The organism is Oceanotoga sp. (assembly GCF_030445905.1).
Taxonomy (GTDB): domain Bacteria; phylum Thermotogota; class Thermotogae; order Petrotogales; family Petrotogaceae; genus Oceanotoga; species Oceanotoga teriensis.
Genome location: NZ_JASUSU010000013.1, coordinates 19,516 through 44,607 on the forward strand (window position 1 = coordinate 19,516; position 25,092 = coordinate 44,607).

The 25,092-nt window shown below is 27.1% G+C and carries 29 protein-coding genes and 1 pseudogene; 18 read left to right on the forward strand and 12 right to left on the reverse strand.

What is annotated here, in order from left to right:
* The first annotated feature begins 193 nt into the window (after positions 1 to 193).
* Both PWP28_RS05460 and PWP28_RS05465 read left to right on the forward strand, forming a co-directional pair.
* A complete protein-coding gene (locus tag PWP28_RS05460) occupies positions 194 to 850 on the forward strand; it encodes a TetR/AcrR family transcriptional regulator (RefSeq protein WP_308644378.1) in 657 nt (218 codons plus the stop codon).
* 72 nt (positions 851 to 922) lie between these two features.
* The gene (locus tag PWP28_RS05465) at positions 923 to 1,300 is read left to right on the forward strand and encodes a hypothetical protein (RefSeq protein ID WP_308644379.1); all 378 of its coding nucleotides are present in this window, start codon (positions 923 to 925) and stop codon (positions 1,298 to 1,300) included.
* Positions 1,301 to 1,421: 121 nt separating this feature from the next.
* Here PWP28_RS05465 and PWP28_RS05470 read toward each other — a convergent pair whose 3' ends face one another.
* Together PWP28_RS05470 and PWP28_RS05475 are read right to left on the reverse strand one after the other, a co-directional pair.
* Entirely contained in the window at positions 1,422 to 2,456 is a 1,035-nt protein-coding gene (locus PWP28_RS05470) for an S-methyl-5-thioribose-1-phosphate isomerase (protein WP_308644380.1), read from the reverse strand.
* An 11-nt stretch (positions 2,457 to 2,467) separates the two neighbouring features.
* Positions 2,468 to 3,202, reverse strand: coding sequence for a nucleoside phosphorylase (locus PWP28_RS05475; RefSeq protein WP_308644381.1), 735 nt, complete (start codon positions 3,200 to 3,202; stop codon positions 2,468 to 2,470).
* 213 nt (positions 3,203 to 3,415) lie between these two features.
* Between PWP28_RS05475 and PWP28_RS05480 the strand changes: the two genes are divergently transcribed.
* Positions 3,416 to 4,192: a hypothetical protein gene (locus PWP28_RS05480; protein WP_109604760.1), complete on the forward strand. Its 777-nt coding sequence runs from the start codon at positions 3,416 to 3,418 to the stop codon at positions 4,190 to 4,192.
* A 489-nt stretch (positions 4,193 to 4,681) separates the two neighbouring features.
* Here PWP28_RS05480 and PWP28_RS13820 read toward each other — a convergent pair.
* From PWP28_RS13820 to PWP28_RS05500, 4 genes and pseudogenes are all read right to left on the reverse strand, one after another.
* Positions 4,682 to 4,765 (reverse strand): annotated as a pseudogene (locus PWP28_RS13820) (PTS sugar transporter subunit IIB); the annotation flags it as partial.
* Positions 4,766 to 4,912: 147 nt separating this feature from the next.
* Positions 4,913 to 5,743 carry an endonuclease/exonuclease/phosphatase family protein gene (locus PWP28_RS05490; protein WP_308644383.1) on the reverse strand — a complete coding sequence of 277 codons (831 nt, stop codon included), beginning with the start codon at positions 5,741 to 5,743 and terminating at the stop codon, positions 4,913 to 4,915.
* A 242-nt stretch (positions 5,744 to 5,985) separates the two neighbouring features.
* On the reverse strand, positions 5,986 to 6,408 hold the full coding sequence (locus PWP28_RS05495; protein ID WP_109604763.1) for a NifB/NifX family molybdenum-iron cluster-binding protein: 423 nt from the start codon (positions 6,406 to 6,408) through the stop codon (positions 5,986 to 5,988).
* A gap of 165 nt (positions 6,409 to 6,573) precedes the next feature.
* Complete coding sequence (locus tag PWP28_RS05500; RefSeq protein WP_158274822.1) at positions 6,574 to 6,939, reverse strand: NifB/NifX family molybdenum-iron cluster-binding protein; 366 nt, start codon at positions 6,937 to 6,939, stop codon at positions 6,574 to 6,576.
* 217 nt (positions 6,940 to 7,156) lie between these two features.
* Between PWP28_RS05500 and PWP28_RS05505 the strand changes: the two genes are divergently transcribed.
* From PWP28_RS05505 to PWP28_RS05525, 5 genes are all read left to right on the forward strand, one after another.
* A complete protein-coding gene (locus tag PWP28_RS05505) occupies positions 7,157 to 7,339 on the forward strand; it encodes a hypothetical protein (protein ID WP_109604765.1) in 183 nt (60 codons plus the stop codon).
* A 2-nt stretch (positions 7,340 to 7,341) separates the two neighbouring features.
* Positions 7,342 to 8,178 carry an ATP-binding protein gene (locus PWP28_RS05510; protein WP_109604766.1) on the forward strand — a complete coding sequence of 279 codons (837 nt, stop codon included), beginning with the start codon at positions 7,342 to 7,344 and terminating at the stop codon, positions 8,176 to 8,178.
* The gene (locus tag PWP28_RS05515) at positions 8,175 to 9,041 is read left to right on the forward strand and encodes an ATP-binding protein (protein WP_109604767.1); all 867 of its coding nucleotides are present in this window, start codon (positions 8,175 to 8,177) and stop codon (positions 9,039 to 9,041) included. Before PWP28_RS05510 ends, PWP28_RS05515 begins: the two co-directional genes overlap by 4 nt.
* On the forward strand, positions 9,038 to 9,364 hold the full coding sequence (locus tag PWP28_RS05520; protein ID WP_109604768.1) for a NifB/NifX family molybdenum-iron cluster-binding protein: 327 nt from the start codon (positions 9,038 to 9,040) through the stop codon (positions 9,362 to 9,364). Before PWP28_RS05515 ends, PWP28_RS05520 begins: the two co-directional genes overlap by 4 nt.
* 67 nt (positions 9,365 to 9,431) lie before the next feature.
* Entirely contained in the window at positions 9,432 to 10,205 is a 774-nt protein-coding gene (locus PWP28_RS05525; protein ID WP_109604769.1) for a TIGR00266 family protein, read from the forward strand.
* 32 nt (positions 10,206 to 10,237) lie between these two features.
* On the opposite strand, the gene PWP28_RS05530 is transcribed toward PWP28_RS05525, so the two are convergent.
* Both PWP28_RS05530 and PWP28_RS05535 read right to left on the reverse strand, forming a co-directional pair.
* Positions 10,238 to 10,981 carry a GntR family transcriptional regulator gene (locus PWP28_RS05530; protein ID WP_158274823.1) on the reverse strand — a complete coding sequence of 248 codons (744 nt, stop codon included), beginning with the start codon at positions 10,979 to 10,981 and terminating at the stop codon, positions 10,238 to 10,240.
* Positions 10,965 to 12,062: a MupG family TIM beta-alpha barrel fold protein gene (locus PWP28_RS05535; protein WP_308644384.1), complete on the reverse strand. Its 1,098-nt coding sequence runs from the start codon at positions 12,060 to 12,062 to the stop codon at positions 10,965 to 10,967. Before PWP28_RS05535 ends, PWP28_RS05530 begins: the two co-directional genes overlap by 17 nt.
* A gap of 218 nt (positions 12,063 to 12,280) precedes the next feature.
* On the opposite strand from PWP28_RS05535, the gene PWP28_RS05540 reads away from it, so the two are divergent.
* The 10 genes from PWP28_RS05540 to trpA are packed head-to-tail and all read left to right on the forward strand — an operon-like array spanning position 12,281 to position 21,713.
* Complete coding sequence (locus PWP28_RS05540) at positions 12,281 to 13,294, forward strand: BMP family protein (RefSeq protein WP_305081899.1); 1,014 nt, start codon at positions 12,281 to 12,283, stop codon at positions 13,292 to 13,294.
* Between the two features lie 18 nt (positions 13,295 to 13,312).
* Entirely contained in the window at positions 13,313 to 14,851 is a 1,539-nt protein-coding gene (locus PWP28_RS05545) for an ABC transporter ATP-binding protein (protein WP_305081900.1), read from the forward strand.
* Positions 14,832 to 15,866, forward strand: coding sequence for an ABC transporter permease (locus tag PWP28_RS05550; protein WP_109604774.1), 1,035 nt, complete (start codon positions 14,832 to 14,834; stop codon positions 15,864 to 15,866). Before PWP28_RS05545 ends, PWP28_RS05550 begins: the two co-directional genes overlap by 20 nt.
* A gap of 2 nt (positions 15,867 to 15,868) precedes the next feature.
* Positions 15,869 to 16,774, forward strand: coding sequence for an ABC transporter permease (locus PWP28_RS05555; RefSeq protein WP_308644385.1), 906 nt, complete (start codon positions 15,869 to 15,871; stop codon positions 16,772 to 16,774).
* The gene (locus tag PWP28_RS05560; protein WP_264150667.1) at positions 16,767 to 17,333 is read left to right on the forward strand and encodes a cysteine hydrolase family protein; all 567 of its coding nucleotides are present in this window, start codon (positions 16,767 to 16,769) and stop codon (positions 17,331 to 17,333) included. Before PWP28_RS05555 ends, PWP28_RS05560 begins: the two co-directional genes overlap by 8 nt.
* Entirely contained in the window at positions 17,330 to 18,283 is a 954-nt protein-coding gene (locus PWP28_RS05565) for a PfkB family carbohydrate kinase (RefSeq protein ID WP_308644386.1), read from the forward strand. Before PWP28_RS05560 ends, PWP28_RS05565 begins: the two co-directional genes overlap by 4 nt.
* 2 nt (positions 18,284 to 18,285) lie before the next feature.
* Entirely contained in the window at positions 18,286 to 19,059 is a 774-nt protein-coding gene (locus PWP28_RS05570; RefSeq protein WP_109604778.1) for a nucleoside phosphorylase, read from the forward strand.
* Positions 19,046 to 19,822 (forward strand): BtpA/SgcQ family protein, encoded by a 777-nt coding sequence (locus PWP28_RS05575; protein ID WP_109604779.1) that lies wholly within the window; start codon positions 19,046 to 19,048, stop codon positions 19,820 to 19,822. The genes PWP28_RS05570 and PWP28_RS05575 overlap by 14 nt, the downstream gene beginning before the upstream one ends.
* A gap of 14 nt (positions 19,823 to 19,836) precedes the next feature.
* Positions 19,837 to 20,991 carry an iron-containing alcohol dehydrogenase gene (locus PWP28_RS05580; protein ID WP_308644387.1) on the forward strand — a complete coding sequence of 385 codons (1,155 nt, stop codon included), beginning with the start codon at positions 19,837 to 19,839 and terminating at the stop codon, positions 20,989 to 20,991.
* Positions 20,988 to 21,713, forward strand: a complete 726-nt coding sequence (trpA, locus tag PWP28_RS05585) for a tryptophan synthase subunit alpha (protein WP_109604781.1) — start codon at positions 20,988 to 20,990, stop codon at positions 21,711 to 21,713. Before PWP28_RS05580 ends, trpA begins: the two co-directional genes overlap by 4 nt.
* 111 nt (positions 21,714 to 21,824) lie before the next feature.
* Here the strand turns inward: trpA and PWP28_RS05590 are convergent, their stop codons facing one another.
* From PWP28_RS05590 to PWP28_RS05605, 4 genes are all read right to left on the reverse strand, one after another.
* Complete coding sequence (locus tag PWP28_RS05590) at positions 21,825 to 22,673, reverse strand: patatin family protein (RefSeq protein ID WP_308644388.1); 849 nt, start codon at positions 22,671 to 22,673, stop codon at positions 21,825 to 21,827.
* A gap of 159 nt (positions 22,674 to 22,832) precedes the next feature.
* Entirely contained in the window at positions 22,833 to 23,756 is a 924-nt protein-coding gene (locus PWP28_RS05595; RefSeq protein ID WP_308644389.1) for a 1-phosphofructokinase family hexose kinase, read from the reverse strand.
* A gap of 15 nt (positions 23,757 to 23,771) precedes the next feature.
* Entirely contained in the window at positions 23,772 to 24,620 is an 849-nt protein-coding gene (gene gatY, locus PWP28_RS05600; RefSeq protein ID WP_109604783.1) for a tagatose-bisphosphate aldolase subunit GatY, read from the reverse strand.
* Between the two features lie 43 nt (positions 24,621 to 24,663).
* Positions 24,664 to 25,086, reverse strand: coding sequence for a PTS sugar transporter subunit IIA (locus PWP28_RS05605; RefSeq protein ID WP_158274828.1), 423 nt, complete (start codon positions 25,084 to 25,086; stop codon positions 24,664 to 24,666).
* Positions 25,087 to 25,092: the final 6 nt, after the last annotated feature.

The following is a 25,092-nucleotide window of genomic DNA, read 5'->3' on the forward strand; positions in this document are numbered from 1 at the left end:
AATCACCTCTAAAAATAATAAAATGCTTTACACTATAATTCTACTATATTTGTCATTTATAAACAGTAAAGAAGATGTTTAAAAGTCATGTATTAGAGAACAATTTCACAATCATAATTAAAATAATAAACTTGACATTAAAAAAATAAAATGATATCATAAACATACTAATGGTATGTTTGTATAAAAGGAGGTGATTTTTATATCAAGAAATAAGTATCCAGAAAAAACAATTGAAAATATATTAGATGTAGCTTTAGAACTATTTATAAAAAAAGGATATGAAAATACTTCTATTCAAGAAATTGTAAATAATCTCGATGGGCTTAGTAAAGGCGCTATTTACTATCATTTTAAGTCTAAAGAAGATATTTTAAATTCCGTTGCAGAAAAAATTTATTCATCAACAAATACAATTATGATGGACATAAAAAATGATTCAAATTTAAATGGGTTAGAAAAACTGAAAAAAATGTTCTCTATTTCTTTAAAAAATCCAAATCAAAATAAAATGTTTTCAGTTGCACCCAAATTGTTAAATAATCCAAATATTCTTGCATTGCAAATGAAAGAAATTATAGAAAATACAGCCCCAAATTACATAAAACCAATCATAGAAGAAGGAATAAAAGATGGATCTATTAAAACAGATTATCCAAAAGAATTATCAGAAATAATGATATTAATTTCAAATATATGGCTAAATCCTTTAGTCTATAAAAACACAAATGAAGAAATGTTGAATAAAATAAAGTTTTATGATTATTTACTTAAACAAATAAATATAGATATTTTTGATCAAACCATGTATGATCAAATAGTAAAATTAAATGAATTATCAAATAAATAACTGTCAATTAATTTGACAGTTATAAAAAAAACATCATACATACCTACGGTCGGTATTAAAAGGAGATATTTAATGAATAAAAATTTTATATTCATTGTTATAGGACAAATAATTTCTATTTTTCCAATGATAATAACTTTAATTATCTCTAAATCTATAATAATAAACTATATAATTATTTCTATCATGGGATTTTCTATAATGACATTTGCAACAATGTTCAGCATACAAATGATTACTTTTGTTCAAATTCAAACCCCTACTGAAATTTCTGGAAAGGTTATATCTTATCTTTTAGGTTTTTCATTATGTGCAATGCCTATTGGTCAAGCTTTATATGGAATATTACTTCAAAATTGGATTTCAACTCCTTGGATAGTATTAATAATATCTCTTTTATCATCTTTAATAATTTCATTTTTTTCTAAATTTACTTTTCAAAATTTATAAAAAAACTCCAAAAAAGATATTGTGATAAATTACAGTATCTAATTTGGAGTTTCTATTTCATTTAAAAATCTTTTCTATATCTTCAGAATAATACTCAATAGTTTCAATTGTTTTATATATTTTATTCTTCAAAATAATCTTCAAGATTATAAGGTGAATAAATACCTTTATCGGTAACTATCCCAGAAACAAGTTTAGGTGGAGTTATATCAAATGAAGGATAATAACCTTTTACACCTTCCATAGCGGTTTTAATTCCCATTGCTTGAGTTACAAAATCACCATCTCTTTCTTCTATTTTTATAGTTTCAATAGTTGGATGTTCTTTATTAGGAATTCCAGTAGCAAAATAAGGTATATTCCAATAATTTGCACAAAGTGCTATTTGAAAAGTTCCAATTTTATTTACAACATGTCCATCCATAGTTATTGCATCAACAGCAGAAGTAAAAAGATCTACACCCTTTTTTTTCATAACATAACCTGGCATATTATCCGTTATTACAGTCACATCTATCCCCATATCTTGAATAACACTCGCTGTAAGCCGAGATCCTTGAAAATAAGGTCTTGTTTCAGCACTAAAAACTTTTATTCTATTATTATTTTCATTACAAAGCCTCATCAACATCCCAACAACGGTTTCTCCGAAACATTGAGTCATTATAGTTCCATTTTTAGGAATTTTTTTATACAAATATTTAGCAACTTTTTCATACCTCAAATATTTTTTATTTGCTTCATCTATTGCTACTTTTAGAACTTCTTCAACTGCATTTTTTCTATCAGATACCATTTCTAAAGCCTTTTTATGACAATTAAAAACTGCTTTTTTCATATTTTCAACAGTAGTAGGTCTTGAATGACATAAAGTATCAACAGCTTTATCAACATAATCTATATATTCATCATCAGAAAAATTTTTAGCTTCATTAACAGCCAGTACCACTCCCATATTAACTGCTATATAAGGTCCTCCACTTTGAGTAACCATATCTTTAAGAGCTTTTGATACATCTTGATGATTATTACAAATTTCATATCTTATTTCATTTGGATAAACTCTTCTATCTAAAATTTTTACTTTTTTATTTTCATACCATGCCACATTTTCATATCTAAGCATGAAAGCTAAATTCTTATCTGCTCTAAACAAAATATCCCCCCTCAAATGTTGATTATAGCATCTAATGCAATTTCTATAGTTTTATCAACAGTTTTAGTCAGTAAATCTGGATCTTGTTCACATTCATCTGCAGCATCTAAAACATCCAATGCATTACCATCAACCGATAAAATAGAACCTGCTTTAACATCGAACATACTTGCAGCTGTATACAAAGCTGCAACTTCCATTTCAAGGGCAATTGCTCCTGCTTTAGCTTGTAATTCCGTATTTGTTGGCATAATTCCTGAATAATATGCACCTTGAGTCACAATTATTCCTTTAAAAACTTCTACATTTTTATCTTCTGCACTTTTCATCAATGCATTTAAAACATCAAAATCAGCTACTGCTGGAAAAGATTCTGGAACATATATATTTGATACACCTTCTTCCTTTGAAGCCGCAGTTGCAACAACTATAGTTCCAGCTTTAATTTCTTTTTTCAATCCTCCACATGTACCAACTCTTATAATATGTTTGGCTCCACCTTTTATTAGACTTATAAAAGCAAGCATAGCCCCACTCGCACCAACTCCATGAGAAGTTATGGTTAAAGGAACCCCTTTATATTCACCATAAAAAGACCAATATTCCCTACTTTTATTCAATACTTTTTTATTATCTAACATATCAGAAATTTTTTCTGCTCTTTCTGGATCTCCACAAACTATTACTTTAGATGTAACTTCACCTTTTTTCAACTTTATTCCAGGTAATAATATATCCTTATTCATAATTTTTCCCCCTTATAATATTTATAAAAACTTTTATATTTCAATTTTATATTATAAAAAACAAAAAAAGTTAAAATCATATTATAAAATTATCACTTATAAATTTAATTATACAATATATAATATAAATAATAAAAATGAAAATATATTAAGAAAAATATAATAAATCTATTGTATAATTATTTAACAAAATTATTATATGGAGGGAACTTTATGAAAAAAATATTAATCTTTTTATTATTAATACTTTCATTAACAATATTTTCAAGAAATCTTCTTTTCATTGGAGATAAATTCATAGATAAAAACTTAGAATTAAAAAATGAAAACTATGTGTTAGATGTTTTAAATAAAAATATAGATGAAGATGATGAAATAGAAAAAATAATTTTAATAGGTGAAAAATCATCTAAAACAGATATTTACAGCGATAATTTAAAATTAATCATCTATAATAATAAAAACATAAATATAATTGAAAACATCATAAATGGCGGATATGATTCAGAAATAAATATATATAATGAAAAAGAATCAAATCCAAAAATAATTATAAAAAACTATACTGGTGGTAGTGGAAACTATCAAAATGTATCTATAATAGATTTAAAATCAAAAAAAATTATTTTTGATTCTAACATAAATAGATTTAATATAAAAGGATACTTTTTAAATGACTTTAAAATATCACTTTCAATTAATGAATTTAATTTTATTATAGACTTAAATAATAAGAAAACTAAATATATAAATGAAAATCTTTATGATGAAAATGGAACCCTAATAAATCAAAATACATCCTTGATGATAGGAGGAATTTCACAAATAAATACATTAAATTTTAATAGATCCATAATAAACATATCATTCGGAGTATCAGGTTTTTATCATGCGGATAGAATTGGTTACTTAAATATAATGATGAAATATTCAAATAATGATTGGGAAATTTTAAGCATAAGTTTTGATAAAATATTATATTCAAAATAAAAGAGATATGCAATTGCATATCTCTTTTATTTTATCAACCTTATTATTTCTTTTATAAATTGTTTGTATGTAACACATTCTGTTAATTTATAAGCATTTTCTTCCTCTAACAATAATACTATCAAATTATCATAAACATCGTAAAATATTTCTCTCTAAAATTTCATTGTAATCAGATTTTTCTATATATCCTTCCTCTTCCATAATTTTCGTCATAAATCTCAAAGCTTCTTTATCATTTTTAAACTCTAAATTTCTATAAAAAAATTTTGGATTTGATATTTTTACCAAATGTCTTTTAAGTCTTATCTTTTTTTTATTTATTTTAATTTTTTCTATTTTTTCTTTTATCATATCTATATCTTTATAATTTATAAAAGGAGTTATAATAACTGTATTTTTAGGAATATTTTCAAATATTGGAACTATTGAAATTAATAAATCAGATTTTTCAATTTTGTCAACTTCATCTATTGATGTTATAACTTTTTTTATTTGCTTTCTTATATTAGCTGCCATAAATCCACTGGATGCTCCAGAACCACAAACTAATAAAACATTTATATCTTCCATATACATCTCTCCTTCAGAATAAAATATATAATCAAATTATAGGAAAAACAAAAAAATTAATCAAATAAATATTTTCACCATAGAAGTGAAAATATTTACCAAAAAAAAAGACATCTGAAAAAATTCAGATGTCTTTTTTAAAAGTTATTAAAGTTCTATATCTATTATCACTGGCATATGATCAGAAGGATATACTCCATTCCAATTATCCGGCAAAATAGCATGATTTATAACTTTAACATTATTTTTTATAAATATATAATCAATGAGGGGAAAATCATTTATGAGTCCTTTTTGAATATTTTCAAATATCTCTAAAATTTTAAAATTATGAAAACTAAAATCACAACCGTAATGTTCATTTATACTCATATATCTCGAATCTTTGACAAAATTTTCAGATTTTCTTGTAAGAATTTTATAAACCTCACTGTTAGGAGTATTATTAAAATCTCCGGTCAATAAAACTGGAAATTTATTTGCAATATTTTTTATATTATCCAATAAAAGATAAGTGCCTTGTTCCATAGCTTCCTTCCCAACATGATCGAGATGAGTATTAAAAAAATAAAAACTATCTCCTGTTTTTATAACTTTAAATTTTGCCCATGTTACTATTCTTATACAAGCTGCATCCCATCCCATACTGCCTTTAACTTCAGGAGTCTCCGAAAGCCAAAAAACTCCCCAATCTTCGAGTATAAATTTATCTTTTTTAAAAAATATTGGTCCAAACTCCCCTTCTTCTTCTCCATCTTCTCTTCCAACTCCGACATAATCATATCCTTTAAGACCATTTTTTAAAAATATCAATTGATCTTTCAAAACTTCTTGAAGGCCTATTATATCAATATCATGAAATCTAATAAGTTCTAAAACCTTATTTTTTCTAACTACCCATGAAGTCAAACCTATATCATCTTCATTCTGATATCGAATGTTAAAACTACCTATCCTAAACATAGACTCTTTATTCATATAACATCCCTCTTTTATAATGAAATTTTGTGAACTTTTTAATTTATATATACTTTTTATTATATCTTATTTTCAAATAAATTATACCATAAAACGCTAAATCTTTTCACAAACTATTCTTAAAACTATATTAAAACTATTCTTATATATAACATTATTTTATTCAATATTATAATTTTATTAAATATAGTTTATACAATAAAAAAAGTCAATCTTTATTTTTATAAAGATTGACTTATAAATTAATGTCCGCAACATCCACCTTCATCTGAACCACAACATCCGCCTTCATGTTCATGTTCTCCATCACCGCATCCAGAACATCCACCACAACTACTTTGTTGGCTCATCAACATTTGAATAAACTGATTAACAACCTCTTCAACAGTTCCTTTAGCATCATAAAAAACCTTAATTTTAAATTCAGCTAATAGTTTACACATATCTTCACCTATAGAATCAGCAATTACAACATCTGTTTGATTTTCACCTATATATTTAGCTACTTTTTCATCTTCATCATCTTTATGAGGATTTTCAACAACACTTATTCTCGATGACTCACTCTCAAGGTCAACAAAAGCAAAATATTCTGATTTTGAAAAATTTTCATTTATATTTGATTTTATAGAATCATCACTTAAAACAGGCATTACTAATCTCATAAAACACCTCCAAAAATATTTGTAATTCAATTCTATCAATTAAAGATAACAAAAATAATAATAAAAAATAAAAAATCCAGAGCATTTAAATACTCTGGATTCATAAACTAATAATAAATATTAGTTTTCTATTTTCACAATAGACTTATAGGGTTTAAATTTTCATCAATGATGATGATCATGATTACATCCATAAGTTTCATCATCTTCAAGATTATTACTTAAATAATCTTCCATTATTTGTTTAAGATTACCGCTCACTCCTCTGTAAACTTCTATATCAAATTGATTAAAAAATTCAACAGCTCTTGATCCAATTCCTCTCACAACCATAACATCCACATTATTTTCTTTCATAAGTCCTGGAATTTGACCAGGTGCATGTTCAGACAACGGGTTTTTTTGAATATCTATATCATATCCTTCATCTTTTAAAGTTATATAGCCAAAATAAGGAGCATGGCCAAAATGTTCACTAATAACAGAATCTTTTCCATTATCATCCAACAAAGGCATAGCTAATTTTTTCATATTTATTACCTCCATAATTTTATATACAAAATAAATATATCACAAAAAAAAATATATTTCATTTCTAATTATTCTAGATTAGAGACTATTATAAGAAATTATTACCAATTAAACAAAAAAATCTTTTTATATGTTTATTTGATATATATAATTTTTTTATATATAATATATATACATATCAAATAAAAATTATCTGATTTAAAAAGGAGGATTTCTTATGCCTAATGGAGATGGAACAGGACCTTTCGGTGATGGAAGAAGAAGAAACGGTGAAAAATGCACAGGTAGAAGAAAAAATAGTTTAAGAAACGAAAACATAGAATTTACAGGAAGAAGAGGTAAAAGATGCAGCAAAAATGGTAGAGGTTGGAGAAATATAAATAATAAGGAGTTTGAATAAAATTGAAAATTGCCGTTTTATCTGGTAAAGGTGGGGTTGGTAAAACTTTGGTTTCTACCAACCTTACCAATATTTTGTCTAAATATACCAAAATAGAACTTTTGGACTGCGATGTTGAAGAACCTAATTCAAATATTTTTTTTAATTTTGAATTCAATAAAAAAGAAAAAATAAATTTATTAGTCCCAGAAATAGATAATCAAAAATGTACAAAATGTGGTTTATGTGCAGATAGTTGTCAATTTGGAGCTATAAACGTTTTTAATCATGGAGTAATGGTATTCAATTCTTTATGCCATGGTTGTGGAGTATGTTCAATAGTATGTCCGCATGAAGCTATATCAGAAAAAGAAAAATCTATTGGAACTATTGAATATGGTCAAAAGAATAATATATACTTTGGTCAAGGGCTATTAAATATAGGAGAACCTTCTGGTGTAAAGATAATAAGAACTTTAAAAAAACATTCAAAAAATATAAATCTTCAAATACTTGATGCTCCTCCAGGTGCTTCATGTTCAGTTGTAGAAACATTAAAAAATATGAATTATGCAATAATAGTTACTGAATCTACTCCATTTGGATTTCATGATATGAAGTCTGTAATTGAAATATGTCAAAAAATGGGATTAAAAATGGGTATAATAATAAATAGATATGACAAAGATTACACCGAAATAGAAGAATATTTAAACAAAAATAATATAGAAATACTCGAAAAAATACCTTTTTCTAAAGAAATAGCTTTGATGTATTCAAAAGGTGAATTAATTTCACAAAACGATAAATACAAAATAATATTTCAAAATATTTTAAATAAGATAGGTGTTGTCCAATGAAGCAAATATCTATTGTAAGTGGAAAAGGCGGAACTGGAAAAACTACATTGAGCGGTGCTTTGAATTTTTTATTTCAAAATAACACAGCAGCTGATTGTGATGTTGATGCTTCAAATTTATACTTACTTTTGAATCCAAAATTAAAAAAACAATATGATTACTATGGTGGAAAAAAAGCCTTCATTGAACAAGACAAATGTATAAAATGCGGAAAATGTCAAACATTATGTAGATTTGATGCTATTGATTTTATAAATGAAGAATTCAAAATAAATGAATATTCATGTGAAGGATGCAATTTATGTGTTCTAAAATGTCCTGTTAAAGCGATAGAATTAATAGATAATAGAGCGGGAGAATACTATTTATCTGAAAATAAAAAAATGAAAGTAATTCATGGTTCTTTAGAACCTGGAGAAGAAACCTCTGGAGGTCTTGTTGCAGAAATCAGAAAAAAAGCCATCGAAGTATCAAAAGAAGAAAAAACAGATTATATAATAATAGATGGAGCTCCTGGGATGGGATGCCCAGCAACCTCTTCAATAACAGGCGTAAACTATGTAATAATAGTTACAGAACCAACAAAGTCAGGTATTCATGATTTAAAAAGAATAATAGATACAACCAAACATTTTAAAAGAGAGTTTGGAATTGTTATAAACAGATTTGACCTAAACATTCAGAACACTGAACTAATAGAAAAATTTTGTAAAGATAATGGTATAAAACTTCTTGGCAATATATCATTTGATGAAACTGTTTTGAAAGCAACACAAAAACAAAAAAGTATAATCGAATATGATTCTAAAGCTAAAGAAGATATAATAAATATATTTAATAATTTAATGGAGGAAATATCATGAAAATAGCTTTATGTTCAAAAGAAAATAAAAAAGAATCTTTAGTAGATGATAGATTTGCAAGATCTGAATACTTTGTAATATTTGATGATGAAAAAAAAGATTTTAATTTCATAAAAAATAATTCAAATACAGAACATGGTGCAGGACCAAAAGCAATACAATTTTTAGCAGAACAAAATGTAAATATAATAATAGCTCCACCACTTGGTAAAAATGCTACAATGGCAGCTGAAGGATCAAAAATACAAGTTTATTTACAAGAAAATAAAAGTATTGAAGAAAACTTAAAAGCGTTTAAAGAAAATTTATTAAATAAACAATAATATCTTTCCTTCCTAATTTAAAAAAAATAAAGTATAATTTTATAAAAGATAATTAGGAGGGATTAAAATGGCCGATATTATAGACTATAAGATAGTTGGAGATGATATGCAACTCGTAGAAATAGAACTCGATCCTGGTGAAGGAGTAAGAGCAGAAGCGGGTGCAATGATGTATATGGAAAATGATATAATGATGCAAACAAACACAGGAGGAGGATTATTTAGAGGTTTAAAAAGAATGTTTACAGGCGAAAGTTTTTTCATAACCAACTTCGTACAAAATGGTTCTGGAAAAGGTCATGTAGCTTTTGGAGCCCCTTATCCTGGAAAAATAGTTCCTTTAAATCTTACAGATTTCAATGGTACTTTTATATGTCAAAAAGATAGTTTCTTATGTGCTGCAAATGGTATTGAAATAGAAATAGAATTAACAAAAAAAATAGGTACGGGTCTATTCGGTGGTGAAGGATTCATACTTCAAAGGTTACAAGGACATGGAATGGCTTTTATACATGCAGGTGGGGCTTTAGTAGAAAAACAATTAAATGCTGGAGAAATATTAAAAGTCGATACTGGATGTATAGTAGGATTTTCAAATTCAATCCATTATGATATAGAATTTATTGGTGGATTTAAAAATGCATTATTTGGTGGGGAAGGTATGTTTCTTGCAAAACTCTCTGGACCTGGAACTGTATATCTTCAAAGCTTGCCTTTTTCAAGACTTGCAGATAGAATAGTCGCTGCTTCAGGATATTCAAATAGAGGCGAACAAAGAAATTCTGGAACTGTTGCTGGAGACATAATAGGTGGATTTTTTGGTGGAGATAGAGAATATTAAAAAAACTTAAATAGCTTAAGCTATTTAAGTTTTTATTCTATATAGATATATTCATTACTGTATATATATTTAGAAGGCTTATAATAAATTTCCGTATATTCAACCATATCCCCATCAACATCATATGAAACTCTTGTTTTTTTTAGCAAAGGAATATTATCCTCTATTTCAAATGACATATCTGGCAAATCTTTGCCTAAAATTGCCTCCATATAATCAACAGATCTTCTCAAAACTATATTTCTATCATTAAAAATTTCATACAAAGAAACTATAGACTTTGGATTCTCAAGTAAATCCTCCAAATCGTATTTACAAGATACATATGTATCAAATTCCATGATTATCTCTTTGTTAATACTTCTTTGTCTTTTCAAAAGATAATAATGAGAATTAGTTGGAATTGCTTTATCAAAAGATTTGATATCTACTTTTACTCTTTTAAAAGACAAAATTTTAGTATGAAGCTCTATATTCATATCTCTCATTTTTTGAGAAAAACTTTTAAGTTTTATTTTTTCTTGTGTTCCCATACTTATATGTTTATTTATAACAAATGTACCTTTACCAGGTCTTTTATCAAGATAACCTTTTTTAGAAAGATCATCAATTGCTCGCCTTATGGTAATCCTACTAACATTATAAGCACTCATCAACTCTGGTTCTGGTGGTATCAATTCACCAATCTTATAAACTCCATTTATTATCTTTCTCTCTAAATCATCCATAACTTGCTTATATAAAGGTACCCCAGAATTCTTATCTATTCCTATCATAATCTCCATTCCCTTTCATAAAATTAAAATTAAATTTTTTCCAAGAATCTAAATATTTTAACATAAAAATTTCTTCTTCTTTAACTCTCGCCAATACATTCATATTTCCATTATTTTTAATATTTTTCAAAGCTATAGAAAGTTCTCCTTCATAACCTTCAGAATTCTCATTATCTATAAAAATATCACCTCTGTTTATATCATAAGAATTATTTTTAACACATATATTTTTAATCTTCTTCCTCGCTTCTAAAGTTCTTATAGTATAAACAGAATTATCTCCACGACAAGTATACAATGGAAATTCTAAATACTCCTTTTCTTTATCACTTATTCCTTTCATCGGTATTATATCAAAGCTTAAAATAGATTCTTCAAGTTCTGATAATTTTTTTATTTCATCTTCTTTTGCATAACAATTTCCTATTATAATTTTATCACTTAATTCCATATTTATTAAATGTTTAGCCTGAGTTACTATATCAAAATTTCTATGCATTTCAAGCATAGGTGTTTTAGAAATAGATGATTTTATTGAAAAATCTCCATTTTGTGAAAAAATAAACCCAGAAGTTTTTAACCCATTCAGTTTTGCAAAAGAAGTACTTTTAATATAATATTCTTCTGACAATCCAGTAAAATCTTTTGGATAATAATTATGTGACGCCCTTAAAAAACTTTTTCTTGGTCTATAACTTAAAACTTTTTCAACTATATTATAATCACTACTTATATTCAAATCAATAAATATACCAAAATCATTATAAGTCATCATAGCTTCTTCAAAACCACTAAAACCTTTATCTAATCTAATAGCATCCAAACCAATTTCTTTGATGAAAGAAATATCTTCATAATTAAGTCCATGGTCTTTAAAAACATCGAAATGTATATCTGCTGTTATAAAAAAACCCATTTCTTTTGCTATATTTATAATTCTCTTAGAATTCTCAAGATTTTCTGCAGAAAATAAACATAAAAAAAGTTCTGAAAAATTATATTTTCTAACCATTTCCAAATATTTTATATCATGTGATATACTAATATCATCAGGATACAATGCAACTCCAAACTCTATCATTTTATTTTCCACCTCATTTTTAAGCATTTTTTCAAATTTTATTAATATACCTATTTCTTTTTTATTAATTAGCCATAAAAGGTTATTATTTGAAAAAATGCTATTTTGTTTTTAAACATTATAACGTTATAATCTAATTGTAAGTTTTTTATTTTAAATATTTAAAAACTTTATAAAACAAAATCATTAAAGATTTATCCTTATGAGGAGGGAATTTTATGAAGAAAGTTTTTTTCATTTTATTATCCGTGTTAATGTTATTTTTATTAGTATCATGTGAAAAAAGCGACGAGAAAGATGGCATAAAAGTGGCTATGATAACAAGCCAAGGGGGACTCGGAGACAAATCATGGAATGACAGTGGTTATCAAGGATTAGTCAAAGCAAAAGAAGGTATGGACATAGAAACAAAAGTAATTGAACCAAAAGATGCTGCCGAAGGCGAAAAATTCTTAAATGATTTAGCTCAAGCTGGATACGATTTAATAATTACAATGGAATATGCTCATGGTGATGTTTTAAAAGAAGTTGCACCTAAATATAAAGACACACACTTTGCAATATTCAATCAAGTTGTAGATGTTCCAAATGTTGTATCGGTAGTTTTCGGAGAACATGAAGGTTCTTTCCTTGCTGGTGCTCTTGCAGCTTTAATGACTACAGATACATCAATTCCAAGAATAAATTCAGACAAAAAAATAGGTTTCATTGGTGGAATTCAATCACCTGGAATAGATAAATTTTTAGTTGGATATAGAGAAGGGGCAAAATACATAGATAAAGATATACAAGTAGTAGTAGGATATGCAAATAGTTTCGGAGATCCTAATAAGGGTAAAGAAATAGCTTCATCACAAATAAATAATGGAGTAGATATCATATATTCTGTTGCTGGTGGAACTGGTATAGGAGTTTTCGAAGAAGCTGAAAACAAAAATGTTTATGCTATAGGTGTTGACACAGATCAAGATTATTTAAAACCAGGAACAATTTTAACAAGTATGCTAAAAAGAGTAGATTTATCTATATATGAAATAATAAAACAACTTGTAGATGGGAAACTTCAAAATAATACTGTTATGACCCCTGCACTCGCACAAAAAGGTGTTTCTTTAACAGAAATGAAGTATACAAAAGATGATATTCCAGCAAAATATCTTGAAAGATTAGAAGAAATAAAACAAGATATAATAAATAATAAAATAAAGGTTACAGATATTACAGCAAAATAATTTAAGAGGTGTTTCTCAATGGAAATGATAATAAATACCCAAAAACTCACAAAACAATTTGGAGATTTTTTTGCAAATAAAGATATTGACCTTGAAATATATAAAGGTGATTTCCACGCTCTCGTTGGTGAAAACGGAGCGGGGAAAACCACCCTAATGAATATGCTTTATGGATTATACACTCCTTCTTTTGGAAAAATATTCATAAAAGGAAAAGAAATAAATATAAAAAACCCAAAAGATGCTATAAAACATGGAATAGGAATGGTTCATCAACATTTTAAATTAGTTGAAAGTTTATCAATCTTTGAAAATATTTTTCTTGGAAATGAAATAACAAAAAATAAAATGTTCATAAATTTTGAAAAAGAAAAAAAACTTGTTCAAAATTTAATAGATGAATATGGTTATTCATTCTCAGCAGATACTAAAATTAAAGACCTTTCTGTAGGTGAAAAACAAAAAGTTGAAATATTAAAAATATTATACCAAAATGCTGAAATATTAATACTCGATGAACCAACTGCCGTACTAACTCCACAAGAAGTAATAGAATTGCTGAACAACTTAAAAAAACTTCAAAAAAAAGGAAAAACAATAATAATAATAACTCATAAATTAAATGAAGTTAAAGATTTTTCAGACAATATAACAGTTTTAAGAAAAGGTGAAATAGTTGGAAAAGCAAAGACTTCTGAAGTAAGTATAGAAGATATTGCAAAAATGATGGTTGGTAGAGAGGTAATTTTAAAGGTTGATAAGGTTAAAAGTGAAATAGGAGAAAATATATATTCTATTGAAAATGTTTCATTAAAAAATAAAACAAGATCTCTTCTTGAAAATATAAACATACAAGTAAAAAAAGGTGAAATAGTTGGAATTGCTGGTGTTGAGGGTAATGGACAAACAGAATTACTCGGAATACTATCTGGAATAATAAAATGCTCAAATGGAAAAATAACTTTTAAAAATAAAGAAATAACATGTGAAGATCCGAGAAAAATAAGAAATCATAAAATAGGAATAATTCCAGAAGATAGATACGTAGATGGCTTATGTTCTGATATGCCGATATATAAAAATATGATTGCCGGATATCATTACTCTTATTCTTCACCAAAACTACATATTTTTAATTGGAATGATATAAAAAAGCACTGTGAAACTTTAAAAGAAAAATTCGATATAAGAACTAACTCAATTGAAGATAATGTGAGTTGTTTATCAGGTGGAAACGCTCAAAAAATAATAATAGCAAGAGAATTAAGTCAAAATCCAGAACTTTTAATAGTGAGTCAACCAACAAGAGGAGTAGATGTTGGTTCCATAGAATTCATTCACTCAGAAATAATGAACTGCAAAAAAAAGGGTATGGGAATTTTATTGTTTTCTTCTGAATTATCTGAAATAATGAACTTAAGCGACAGAATTATAGTAATGTATAAAGGAAAAATAGTAGGAGAACTAAACTCAAAAGAAGCCACAAAAGAAAAAATAGGATTAATGATGTCAGGACTAAGCGAGGAAGTGAATCATAATGATGAAAAAAATATTTAAATTCAATATAATGAAGTTTATAATTCCAATCTTGCTTGCTTTTCTCGTTGGAAGCATAATACTTTTAATATCAAATATAAATCCAATATCAGCTTTTTATAATCTCTTCATAGGTGCTTTTGGAAGTGGTAGAGCTTTTTTATCAACATTATACTATGCAACACCATTAATTTTAACTGGTACAGCAACAGCAATAGCTTTCAAAGCAAATCTATTTTACATGGGAGTTGAAGGAGCTTTATATATAGGTGGATTTTGTTCATCACTTGCCGGAATTTATTTTCACGGTCTTCCACCATATATACATATACCTATAGCTCTTTTAATAGGTATGATAACGGGTGGTTTATTTGCAATGATACCTGGAATTTTAAAAGGGATTTTAGATGTAAATGAGATGGTTACTTCAATAATGTTAAACTATGTTGCAATACTTGGAACAACCTATCTCGCATCTTTCCCTTTTAAAGCTAAAGATGCTGGATTTTCAGCAACTGAAATGGTAGAAAAATCTGCTGTAATCCCAAAAATATTTGACAGTTCAATGGTACATTATGGATTATTTTTGTCTTTAATATTTGCAATATTAATATATATAATGTTTAAAAAATCTACATTTGGTTATGATATAGAATCAATGGGAAAAAACGTAAATTTTTCAGAATCATGTGGAATGCAAACAGCAAAAAAAACAATATACATAATAACATTATCTGGAGCACTTGGTGGACTTGCTGGAGCAATGGAAGTTTTGGGAACATATAAAAGATTTATTGCTGGATTCTCAAGTGGGCTTGGATGGGATGGTTTAACAATATCACTATTAAGTAATAATAATCCAATAGGAGTTATATTCTCTTCTATATTTTTTGGAGGACTTTATAGTGGTGGTGCTCAAATGGAACTATTAGCAGATGTTCCAAGAACCATAATATCTGTAATACAAGGTCTAATAATATTCTTCCTTGCGGTTGACTTCACCGTTAAAAGATTCAAAAAAATTAAGAGCAGGTGAAAATGATGGAGATATTACATACAGCAATAAGAGTTACAACTCCGATAGCTCTTGCAGCTTTAGGAGGACTTTTTACACATAAAACAGGTGTTTTAAACATAGCTCTTGAAGGAATGATGTTGATGGCAGCCTTTATGGGTGTTGTTACAAGTTATTTCACAGGAAGTCCTTTACTCGCAATAATGGCTGCTTTTGGAGTTTCTTTAATAATAGGTTTAATATTCTCATTCTTTGGAATAACCTTAAAAGGAAACTTTATCATAGTTGGACTTGCAGTAAATATGACTGCATATGGAATAACAGCTTTTTGGCTTCAACAATGGTTTGGAATAAGGGGAATATTATCTTCAGATAAAATAATAGGTCTCGATCCAATAGATGTACCAATACTCAATAAAATACCTATAATATCTGATATATTCAATAATCATACACCAATAGTTTATGTATCATTTTTATTGTTATTGATAACTTATATAACCTTAAAACATACAAAAATAGGATTACATATAAGGGTAGTTGGTGAAAATGAAAACGCCGCAAAAGCCGTTGGAATAAAAGTAAACAAAATAAGATATATATCAGTATTATTAAGTTCCTTATACTGTGCATTAGCTGGAGTAAATTTATCTTTAGAAAGCTTAAATTTATTCGTCGAAAAAATGACTGCTGAAAGAGGATTCATTGCACTTGCTGCAATATTCAGTGGAAAAGGAACTGCACTTGGTACATATTTATTCAGTTTTATATTTGGTTTAGGAGAAACATTCCAAATCTCATTACAAATATTCGATGTACCTGGGTCATTAATACAAACAATACCATTTATATTTGTAATAATAATATTAACTTTTATAGGTATCAAAAATAAAAAAAATAAGATCAAAAGGGGGATAACAAATGACTAAAAAAGCATTAATAATAGTTGATATGCTAAAAGATTTTTGTGATGAAAATGGAAAAGCATACCATGAATCATACAAAAAAATAATCCCCAATATAAATGAAATAATAAAATCTGCAAGAAAAAATAACTGTCTAATAATTTTCATTCGACATTCTTATAGAGAAAACAAATTTGATAAAAGTCTTATAAATTTCGAACCAATATGTGTACAAAATACTGGTGGAGATGAAATAGTTGAGGAATTAGATTTCAACTCTAAATCAGATTACACAGTATTCAAAAGAAGATACAGTGCATTTTTTTCAACAGATTTAGATCTCATACTAAGAGAAAACAATATAAAAGAATTATTAATAACAGGTGTAAAAACAAATAATTGCATAAGAGCTACAGTTCATGATGCATATTATTTAGATTATACTCCATACGTAATAGAAGACTGTGTTTCATCAAAAGATCAACTATCACATGAAATAAATCTTAAAGATATAGATAAATATTTTGGTCATGTAATAAATAAAGAAAAAGCCTTAGAACTTCTTGAAAGAGGTGAAATATGACAAATAATATAGATATACTCGCTTGTGGATATCCAAGTTTAGACAGAATAATATATATAAATGATTCCCCTCAATTTCATAAAACAACGATAATAAAAAATGGTGATTATTCAAGAGTATATATGGGTGGTTGCAATGTAAACATAGCAACAATATTATCTGTCCTTGGAAAAACAGCCTTACCACTGATGAGAGTAGGAGATGATTTTGAAACATCCGGATTTAAAAATTTTTTAGAAGAAAGAAATGTAAATCTTGATGGAATAGAAAGAATTAAAAACGTGAATACATCTGGATCACTTTTAATAGAAGATCCTCAAGGAAATCATATAACTCTATTTTATAAGGGAGCTATGGATAGTGATTATAAAGTAAAAATAGATGAAATGCTCATAAAAAAAGCCTCATATCTCGTAATAACCGTCGGAGAATTTAATTACAATAAAAGAGCTGCGGAATTAGCTATAAAAAATAATATTCCAATAATATTCGGTATGAAATGTGATTTTGATGCATTTGATCATGACCTTTTAAAAAAAATAATACATAACTCAAGCATAATATTCATGAATGGTAGCGAAAAAATAGAAATAGAAAAAATATGTGACCTAAGCAAAATAGAAAATCTATTTAAAGACTCAAAAAAATTAAAATGTGCCGTAATAACTCATGGTAATAAACCTGCAGAAATAATATATTTAGAAAATGATGAAATAAAAAAAAGTTCAGTTGACATAATAAAAACAAACAATGTTTTAGACACAACTGGTGCTGGAGATGCTTATATGGCAGGATTTATATTTGGATTTTTAAATGGTGAAAAATATGAAAAATGTGCTCAAATAGGATCTACAATATCCTCTTTCATCATAGAAAAAAAAGGATGTCTTGAAAATATTCCTGACAAAAAAAGACTTGAAAAAAGATTAACAGAATATTATGGAGGTTGAACATGGAAAAAACATTATACTTACAAGTAAGCCCGGAAGAGATATCAAAATATGTAGTTTTATGCGGAGATCCAGGAAGAGTAGAAAAAATAGTTACAAAATTAGATAATTGTAAAAAAATAGCTTCAAATAGAGAATATTTAACTTATACAGGATTTTACAAAGGTATAAAAATAACTGCTACATCAACTGGTATAGGTGCACCTTCAGCTGCAATAGCAATAGAAGAAATGTATAACTGTGGAATGGAAGTTGCTGTTAGAGTTGGAACAATAATGGGCTTAAAAGATGATTTATTGGGAAAATTATTAATACCTTCTGCTGTAATGAAAGAAGATGGAACGAGCCCAACATATGCACCAAAAACATATCCTTCATGTGCTTCATATGAATTAGTTGAAATAATGAATGAAAGTTCAAAAGAATATGGTCTTGAATATAACAATGGAATAATATGTAGCATGGATGGTTTTTACTCACAAATGAAAGAATCTAAACTATCAAACAAGATGAAAAATAATGTAAATAAAACATTTGAAAATCTAAAAAAATACAATATAAGTGGTATAGATATGGAATCAAGTGTAATATTAACTCTAACAAATTTAATGGGAATAAAAGGCTGTATAGTTACTATGACAACAGTATTAGAAAACTTAAATGACTTTTTAAAAGGCGAAGAAAGAACAAAAGCCGAAGATGATCTAATAAACGTTGTATTAAATGGTATAGTAAAATATGCAAAAATTGAGGAGGAAAAAAATGAATTGGTTTGAAGAATTAAAAAATGGAAATTTTGTAATAGGAATGGTTCATTTAGATGCTCTACCTGGAACTGCAAACTTTAAAAACAATATGCCAGAAATATATAAAAAAGGTATTGAAGATGCTTTAGCATTACAAAATGGCGGAGTTAATGCAATAATGATAGAAAACTTTGCAGATATGCCATACAGTGAAACACTTGATTTATCTCAATCTGTAGCTTTATCAGCAGTTTCTGCAGTAATAAAATCTAAAACTAAAATACCTATAGGTATAGATGCAGCTTTCAACGATTATAAAAGTGCTTTATCTATAGCAAAAGCTATTGATGCTGATTTCGTTAGAATACCAGTATTCGTAGACACAGTAGACTCATTTATAGGAATAATAAAACCAGTATGTGATAAAGCTATAAAATATAGAAAAATGTTAAATGCTGAAAATATAAAAATATTTGCAGATATACAAGTAAAATATACTTCAAGAATAACCGAACAGTCAATTGAAGGATCGGCAAACATGGCAATAAGTTGTGGTGCTGATGCTGTAATAGTAACTGGTTCTCATACTGGTGGCGAAACACCTCTTGAATCAATAAAAAGAGTTAGAAATGCTATAAAATCCCCTGTGATAATAGGAAGTGGATTCAATAACCAAAATGCAAAAGAACAATTCAAATATGCTCATGGAGCTATAGTTGGAACAAGTTTAAAAACAGAAAACAAAATAGATTTAGAAAAAGTAAATGAATTGATGAAAATAATAAAAAAATAAAGGAGGAACAAAAAATGATGCGTCCAATGAAATTTGGTGGAGAACAATTAATGTTCGGTGAAAATTCTTTAGAACATTTAAAAACATTAAAAGGAAAAAAAGCTTATATAGTACCGGCAGATTTTTTAATAAATAGCGATTCACTAAATAAAATAGAAAGATATCTTTTAGAAGCTGGATTTGAAGTAAAAATCTTTGATGAAATAATAAACCCAGATCCAGATTTTGATATAGTTAAATCTGGGGCAAAAAAAATGTTAGAATTTCAACCTGATTTAATAGTAACAATAGGTGGAGGTTCGGCAATGGATGCTGCAAAATCTATGTGGGTATTATATGAACATCCAGAAGTAGACACAATAGAAAAATTTACAGCATTACATAATAATTTACCAAAAATGAGAAACAAAGCTATAATAGCAGCTATTCCAACAACAAGTGGAACAGCAAGTGAAGTAAGTCGTTCAGTAGTAATTTCAGATCCAAAGACACATAAAAAATGCGGTGTAAGTGATATGCAATTAATAGCTGACATAGTAATACTTGACCCAGAAATGGTCATGAGCATGCCAAAATCTGTAGCTGCATTTACAGGAATGGATGCATTAACTCATGCTATAGAATCTTATGTTTCAAAAAGAGCTAATTTCTTAAGCGATGTTCTCTCTGAAAAAGCTATAGAAGTGATATTTGAAAATATGTATGAATCATACAATAATCCAAACCCTGAATCAAGAGGAATGATGCACCTTGGATCATGTATAGCTGGAATGGCTTTTACAAATGTATCTCTTGGAATAGTGCATAGTATATCTCATACAATAGGAAGCCTTTATGGCGTTCCACACGGGCTTGGAAATGCAATACTATTACCTTATATAATAGAATTCAATATGCAAGATGAAAAAGCTAAAGAAAAATATGAATCATTGGCAAAAAAATTAAACTATACAAGTATTCTTGAAGAAGTCAAAAAATTAAATGATAAAATGAATATCCCCAAAAATTTAAAAGAATACATAAAAAATGATGAAAAATTTGAAAATCAAATAGACGAAATAACTCAAATGTCAATAAATGATGGATGTACAAAAACAAATCCAATAATTCCAGATTTTGATATGATGAAAAAATTAATATTAAAAGCTTATTATGGAGGAAAAAAATGAGTAATTGTAAATTTATAGGATACTTATCTTTTGGATATCCAAATATAGAAGAAAGTTTAAAAAGAGCAGAAGTATATGTAAATTCTGGTTGTGACATATTAGAAATAGATCTTCCAACAAATAATCCTTTTCTTGATAGCGAATTCATAGGAAATAGAATGAAAAAAGCCTATGAAAACTGTTCAAACTATGAAAAATACTTTGAAAACATACAAATATTGAGAAATAAATACAAAAATGTAGGTATGTTAATCTTAGCTTATGAACATACAATCATTGAATACGGTGTGGATAAATTCATAAACAAATGCAAAGAAACAGGAATTGAAGATATCATATTTGTTGGAAATAAAGATGAAAAAACAAAAAATGAATTAATAAAAAAAGGATTAAAAATATCAACATATGTACAATATCATCTCGATGATTTAGAAGTACAAAATGCATTAAACTCAAATGGCTTTGTCTATTTACAAGCGAAACCAGGGAAAAAAGGTTTCAAAGAAAATTATGAAACACTTAATGAAGTAATAAAATACTTAAGAAAAAAAGGAATCAAACAATCAATATACTGCGGAGTAGGAATATCAGAAAAAGAAGATTTTAAAATGGTAAATGATGCCGGTGCCGATGCAGCATTTGTCGGAAGTTCTTTATTAAAAAAAGAAACCTTTGAAGATATAGAAAACATGATAAAAACATGGAAAAATTATATAAAATAATCTTTGTAGTCTATTACAGTCTATTAATTTAAAAATATAGTTTATTTATAGTTTAATCAATTCATATATACTATATATAGTCTAAAAAAGTGTGCATAAAATTATGCACACTTATTTTTCAAAATTTTTAAGATACTTCTCAACTTTCTCTCCATCAGAATATCCCAATTCATAAAGTTTTTTAGAAGCTATTTTTTCTTTTTTTAAAGTTGTTATTCCAAAACATTCTTTCGGATCAACAATCAAAACCTCTCCAGTTTTTTCCATTTTTTTGAGTTCTTCAACTGCTTCATTATATTTTTCATTTCTTTGTTCTATTTTCTTAAAAGTTTCTGGATATTTCCTCAAACTATGTTTTATGAGAGACATATGACTCTGCTTTCCTTTAATATAATCTCTCGGTCTTGTTAAAACTACCACAACTCTGTCACATCCATCTTTAAAAGCTTTTTTAAATGGAACAGGTTCAGCAATTCCACCATCATAATAAGGAACACCCTTAACAATATAAGGTTTACAAACAGTTGGAACACAACATGAAGCCTTAAGTATATCATAATTATTGCGACTAACATCAGATTTATCAAAATAACGAGCTTTTCCTGTATTTGCTTCAGTTGCAACAACTACATATTCAGATTTAGATTCTTTAAACGAATCATAATCAACTGGATTTTCTCCACCTTCATTAGATAAATCCGAATATATATAATCAAAATCAAAAAAAGAACCTTTTATAAGCCAATTATGAAAACTCATATATTCTTTACGAAAAGCATATTCATAATAAAAAGGATAATTCCTTCCTTTTTGTTTTGCTACATATGACATGAGATTAGCACTTCCAGCAGAAACTCCAAGACAATAATCAAAGTCAATATTTCTTTCAATCAAATAATCATATACACCAGCAGAATAAATTCCTCTCATTCCACCACCAACATCTACAATACCAATCAAAAAAATTCACTCCCCCAATAATTATTATAATTAAATTTTATAATATATATGTTAAAATAAATATATATTACATATACTTGAGTATACCTATAAAAATTCAAAAAAATATCATCTTCTACCAATCAAAATAATAGAAGATGATATAATACATCAAATAAATTAAATTTTTTTTATTTCTATTTCATTTATAATATCTTTCAAAAAAATCAAATCAATATCACCAGTAGTTTTTGTAATGGCATTAGACATTCCACAAGCTGTTGCAAATTTTAATAATCTAATATCATCATAATCCTTTTCATAGCCAATCATAAAACCAGCAATCATAGAATCACCAGATCCAACTGGATTAATAACCTTGACCTTTGGAATCATAACCCTATAAAAATTATTTTTGAGTTTGGCAATCGCTCCATCCTCACCTAATGAAATTATAATATTTTCCAATTCAAGATTTTCAATCTCTTCAATAAAATTTTTCTGATTTAAATTTTTATTTAATAAACTATTAATTTCATCTAAATTAGGTTTTATAAGAAAAGGTTTTGCTTCAATTCCATTTTTCAAATACTCTCCACTGGAATCTAAAATTATTTTAATATCAAACTTATTAGAATACATTATCAGTCTTTTATAAATATCATCTTTCAAACCTTGTGGAATACTTCCAGAAACACTAACAAACCTTATATCTAAGTGTTGCTCCAAAATACTCTCAAATTTCTTTAAAAACAAATAAAAATATTCTTCAGTTATAACAGGTCCTTTCTCCAAGATCTCCGTATGAGACTCATCATCAGATAATATAGCTATACAATTTCTTGTTTCTCCATCAATATTCACAAAATCATTAATTATAGATAATCTGTCGAGTTCATCTTTTATATATTCTCCAGACTTCCCTCCCAAAAAACCCGTAGCTATTACATCCATATCAAGTTTTTTTAGAACCCTTGAAACATTGAGACCTTTACCACCAGAAGTTATTTTTTCATACTTTGTTCTATAAACCCCGTTTTTATTAAAACCTTCTACATAATAACTTCTATCAATTGAAGGATTCAGAGTAACAGTTAAAAGCAAATAAATTCACCTCTTTTAAAATTTTCCTTCACTTCCACAAAGCTTTATCTTTTTAATAACTATATCTCTCATAGCTTCTTTACCAGGAGTCATATAATTTCTTGGATCACTTTCATCTGGATGATCAACTAAATATTTTCTAACGGCTTTAGAAAAAGGTACTTTCAATTCCGTTGCTATATTAACTTTATTTATTCCATACTCAATACATTTAATAACATCATCATCTGGAAGATCTGATGCTCCATGGAGAACCAATGGAATATTCACTTTCTTATTTATTGTTTTTAATCTTTCAAAATCAAGTTTAGGCTTATTTTTATACAAACCATGTGCAGTTCCAATTGCTACAGCCAATGAATCTATATTAGTTCTATTTATAAAATCACAAACATAATCAGGGTTCGTCAAAAAAACTTCATCATCTTTAACTTCAATATGCTCTTCTCTACCACCAAGTTTTCCAAGTTCTGCCTCTACAGTGGCATTAAAATTGTGAGCATAATCAGATACTTCATGAGATATAATTATATTTTTTTCATATTCTTCCATAGAAGCATCTATCATAACTGAACCAAATCCAAGCCTTATCAAACTCTTAATTTCTTCTTTATCTACAAAATGATCCAAATGTAAAATAATCGGAATTTTATACTTTTGAATAGAAGCTTCAGCCATTTTAATCAAAAACTCAGCACCAGCATACTTCACAGTACCAGGAGTGGCCGCAATAATAACAGGAGATCTCAATTCTGCAGATGATTCTACAACAACTTGAAAATTTTCAAGATTATGTATATTAAATGCTGGAACAGCATAATTTTCATTCCTTGCTTTCTCGAGTACTTCTTTAGATGAAATCATATTTTCTCCTCCATTTTCAAAAAATTAATATTTTTTGATTCATTCAAATACCCTTCTCTACAAAGTTATTTTTATTATTTTTTAAATTAAACTCTTTTAAAGTATTTGGAAATTCTTTTTTCATAATACTTAAATTTTCATCAACAGAAGACATTCTATTCATAAAAATCTCAAGTAGTATTGGCAAATTAATACCACCAACAACCTTTACATTATTATATTTCAAAGATATTATAGAACTTTGTTTAAAAGGAGATCCTCCAGCAATATCACAAAGTATAAAAATGTCATCTAAATCTCTAAACTTAGTTATAGAACTATGAATTTTTTTATCTAAATCATCTAAATTTTCTCCATCTACAAAATTAACAATATCCACATATTTCTGTTTACCAATTATCATTTCTGCAGAAGATAAAATACCATTTGCAAAATTACCATGACTTGCTAAAATAATTCCTATCAAAATAAA

What these genes read in the sequence shown, in the direction of transcription:
- PWP28_RS05490 (WP_308644383.1), bottom strand. Translation starts at nt 5,743, where the DNA reads ATGAATAAAGAGTCTATGTTTAGGATAGGTAGTTTTAACATTCGATAT.
- PWP28_RS05505 (WP_109604765.1), top strand. Translation starts at nt 7,157, where the DNA reads ATGCCTAATGGAGATGGAACAGGACCTTTCGGTGATGGAAGAAGAAGA.
- PWP28_RS05555 (WP_308644385.1), top strand. Translation starts at nt 15,869, where the DNA reads ATGATGGAGATATTACATACAGCAATAAGAGTTACAACTCCGATAGCT.
- PWP28_RS05540 (WP_305081899.1), top strand. Translation starts at nt 12,281, where the DNA reads ATGAAGAAAGTTTTTTTCATTTTATTATCCGTGTTAATGTTATTTTTA.
- PWP28_RS05530 (WP_158274823.1), bottom strand. Translation starts at nt 10,981, where the DNA reads ATGATAGGAATAGATAAGAATTCTGGGGTACCTTTATATAAGCAAGTT.
- PWP28_RS05580 (WP_308644387.1), top strand. Translation starts at nt 19,837, where the DNA reads ATGATGCGTCCAATGAAATTTGGTGGAGAACAATTAATGTTCGGTGAA.
- PWP28_RS05565 (WP_308644386.1), top strand. Translation starts at nt 17,330, where the DNA reads ATGACAAATAATATAGATATACTCGCTTGTGGATATCCAAGTTTAGAC.
- PWP28_RS05475 (WP_308644381.1), bottom strand. Translation starts at nt 3,202, where the DNA reads ATGAATAAGGATATATTATTACCTGGAATAAAGTTGAAAAAAGGTGAA.
- PWP28_RS05480 (WP_109604760.1), top strand. Translation starts at nt 3,416, where the DNA reads ATGAAAAAAATATTAATCTTTTTATTATTAATACTTTCATTAACAATA.
- PWP28_RS05560 (WP_264150667.1), top strand. Translation starts at nt 16,767, where the DNA reads ATGACTAAAAAAGCATTAATAATAGTTGATATGCTAAAAGATTTTTGT.
- trpA (WP_109604781.1), top strand. Translation starts at nt 20,988, where the DNA reads ATGAGTAATTGTAAATTTATAGGATACTTATCTTTTGGATATCCAAAT.
- PWP28_RS05500 (WP_158274822.1), bottom strand. Translation starts at nt 6,939, where the DNA reads ATGAAAAAATTAGCTATGCCTTTGTTGGATGATAATGGAAAAGATTCT.
- PWP28_RS05520 (WP_109604768.1), top strand. Translation starts at nt 9,038, where the DNA reads ATGAAAATAGCTTTATGTTCAAAAGAAAATAAAAAAGAATCTTTAGTA.
- PWP28_RS05545 (WP_305081900.1), top strand. Translation starts at nt 13,313, where the DNA reads ATGGAAATGATAATAAATACCCAAAAACTCACAAAACAATTTGGAGAT.
- PWP28_RS05495 (WP_109604763.1), bottom strand. Translation starts at nt 6,408, where the DNA reads ATGAGATTAGTAATGCCTGTTTTAAGTGATGATTCTATAAAATCAAAT.
- PWP28_RS05525 (WP_109604769.1), top strand. Translation starts at nt 9,432, where the DNA reads ATGGCCGATATTATAGACTATAAGATAGTTGGAGATGATATGCAACTC.
- PWP28_RS05465 (WP_308644379.1), top strand. Translation starts at nt 923, where the DNA reads ATGAATAAAAATTTTATATTCATTGTTATAGGACAAATAATTTCTATT.
- PWP28_RS05570 (WP_109604778.1), top strand. Translation starts at nt 18,286, where the DNA reads ATGGAAAAAACATTATACTTACAAGTAAGCCCGGAAGAGATATCAAAA.
- gatY (WP_109604783.1), bottom strand. Translation starts at nt 24,620, where the DNA reads ATGATTTCATCTAAAGAAGTACTCGAGAAAGCAAGGAATGAAAATTAT.
- PWP28_RS05515 (WP_109604767.1), top strand. Translation starts at nt 8,175, where the DNA reads ATGAAGCAAATATCTATTGTAAGTGGAAAAGGCGGAACTGGAAAAACT.
- PWP28_RS05575 (WP_109604779.1), top strand. Translation starts at nt 19,046, where the DNA reads ATGAATTGGTTTGAAGAATTAAAAAATGGAAATTTTGTAATAGGAATG.
- PWP28_RS05550 (WP_109604774.1), top strand. Translation starts at nt 14,832, where the DNA reads ATGATGAAAAAAATATTTAAATTCAATATAATGAAGTTTATAATTCCA.
- PWP28_RS05535 (WP_308644384.1), bottom strand. Translation starts at nt 12,062, where the DNA reads ATGATAGAGTTTGGAGTTGCATTGTATCCTGATGATATTAGTATATCA.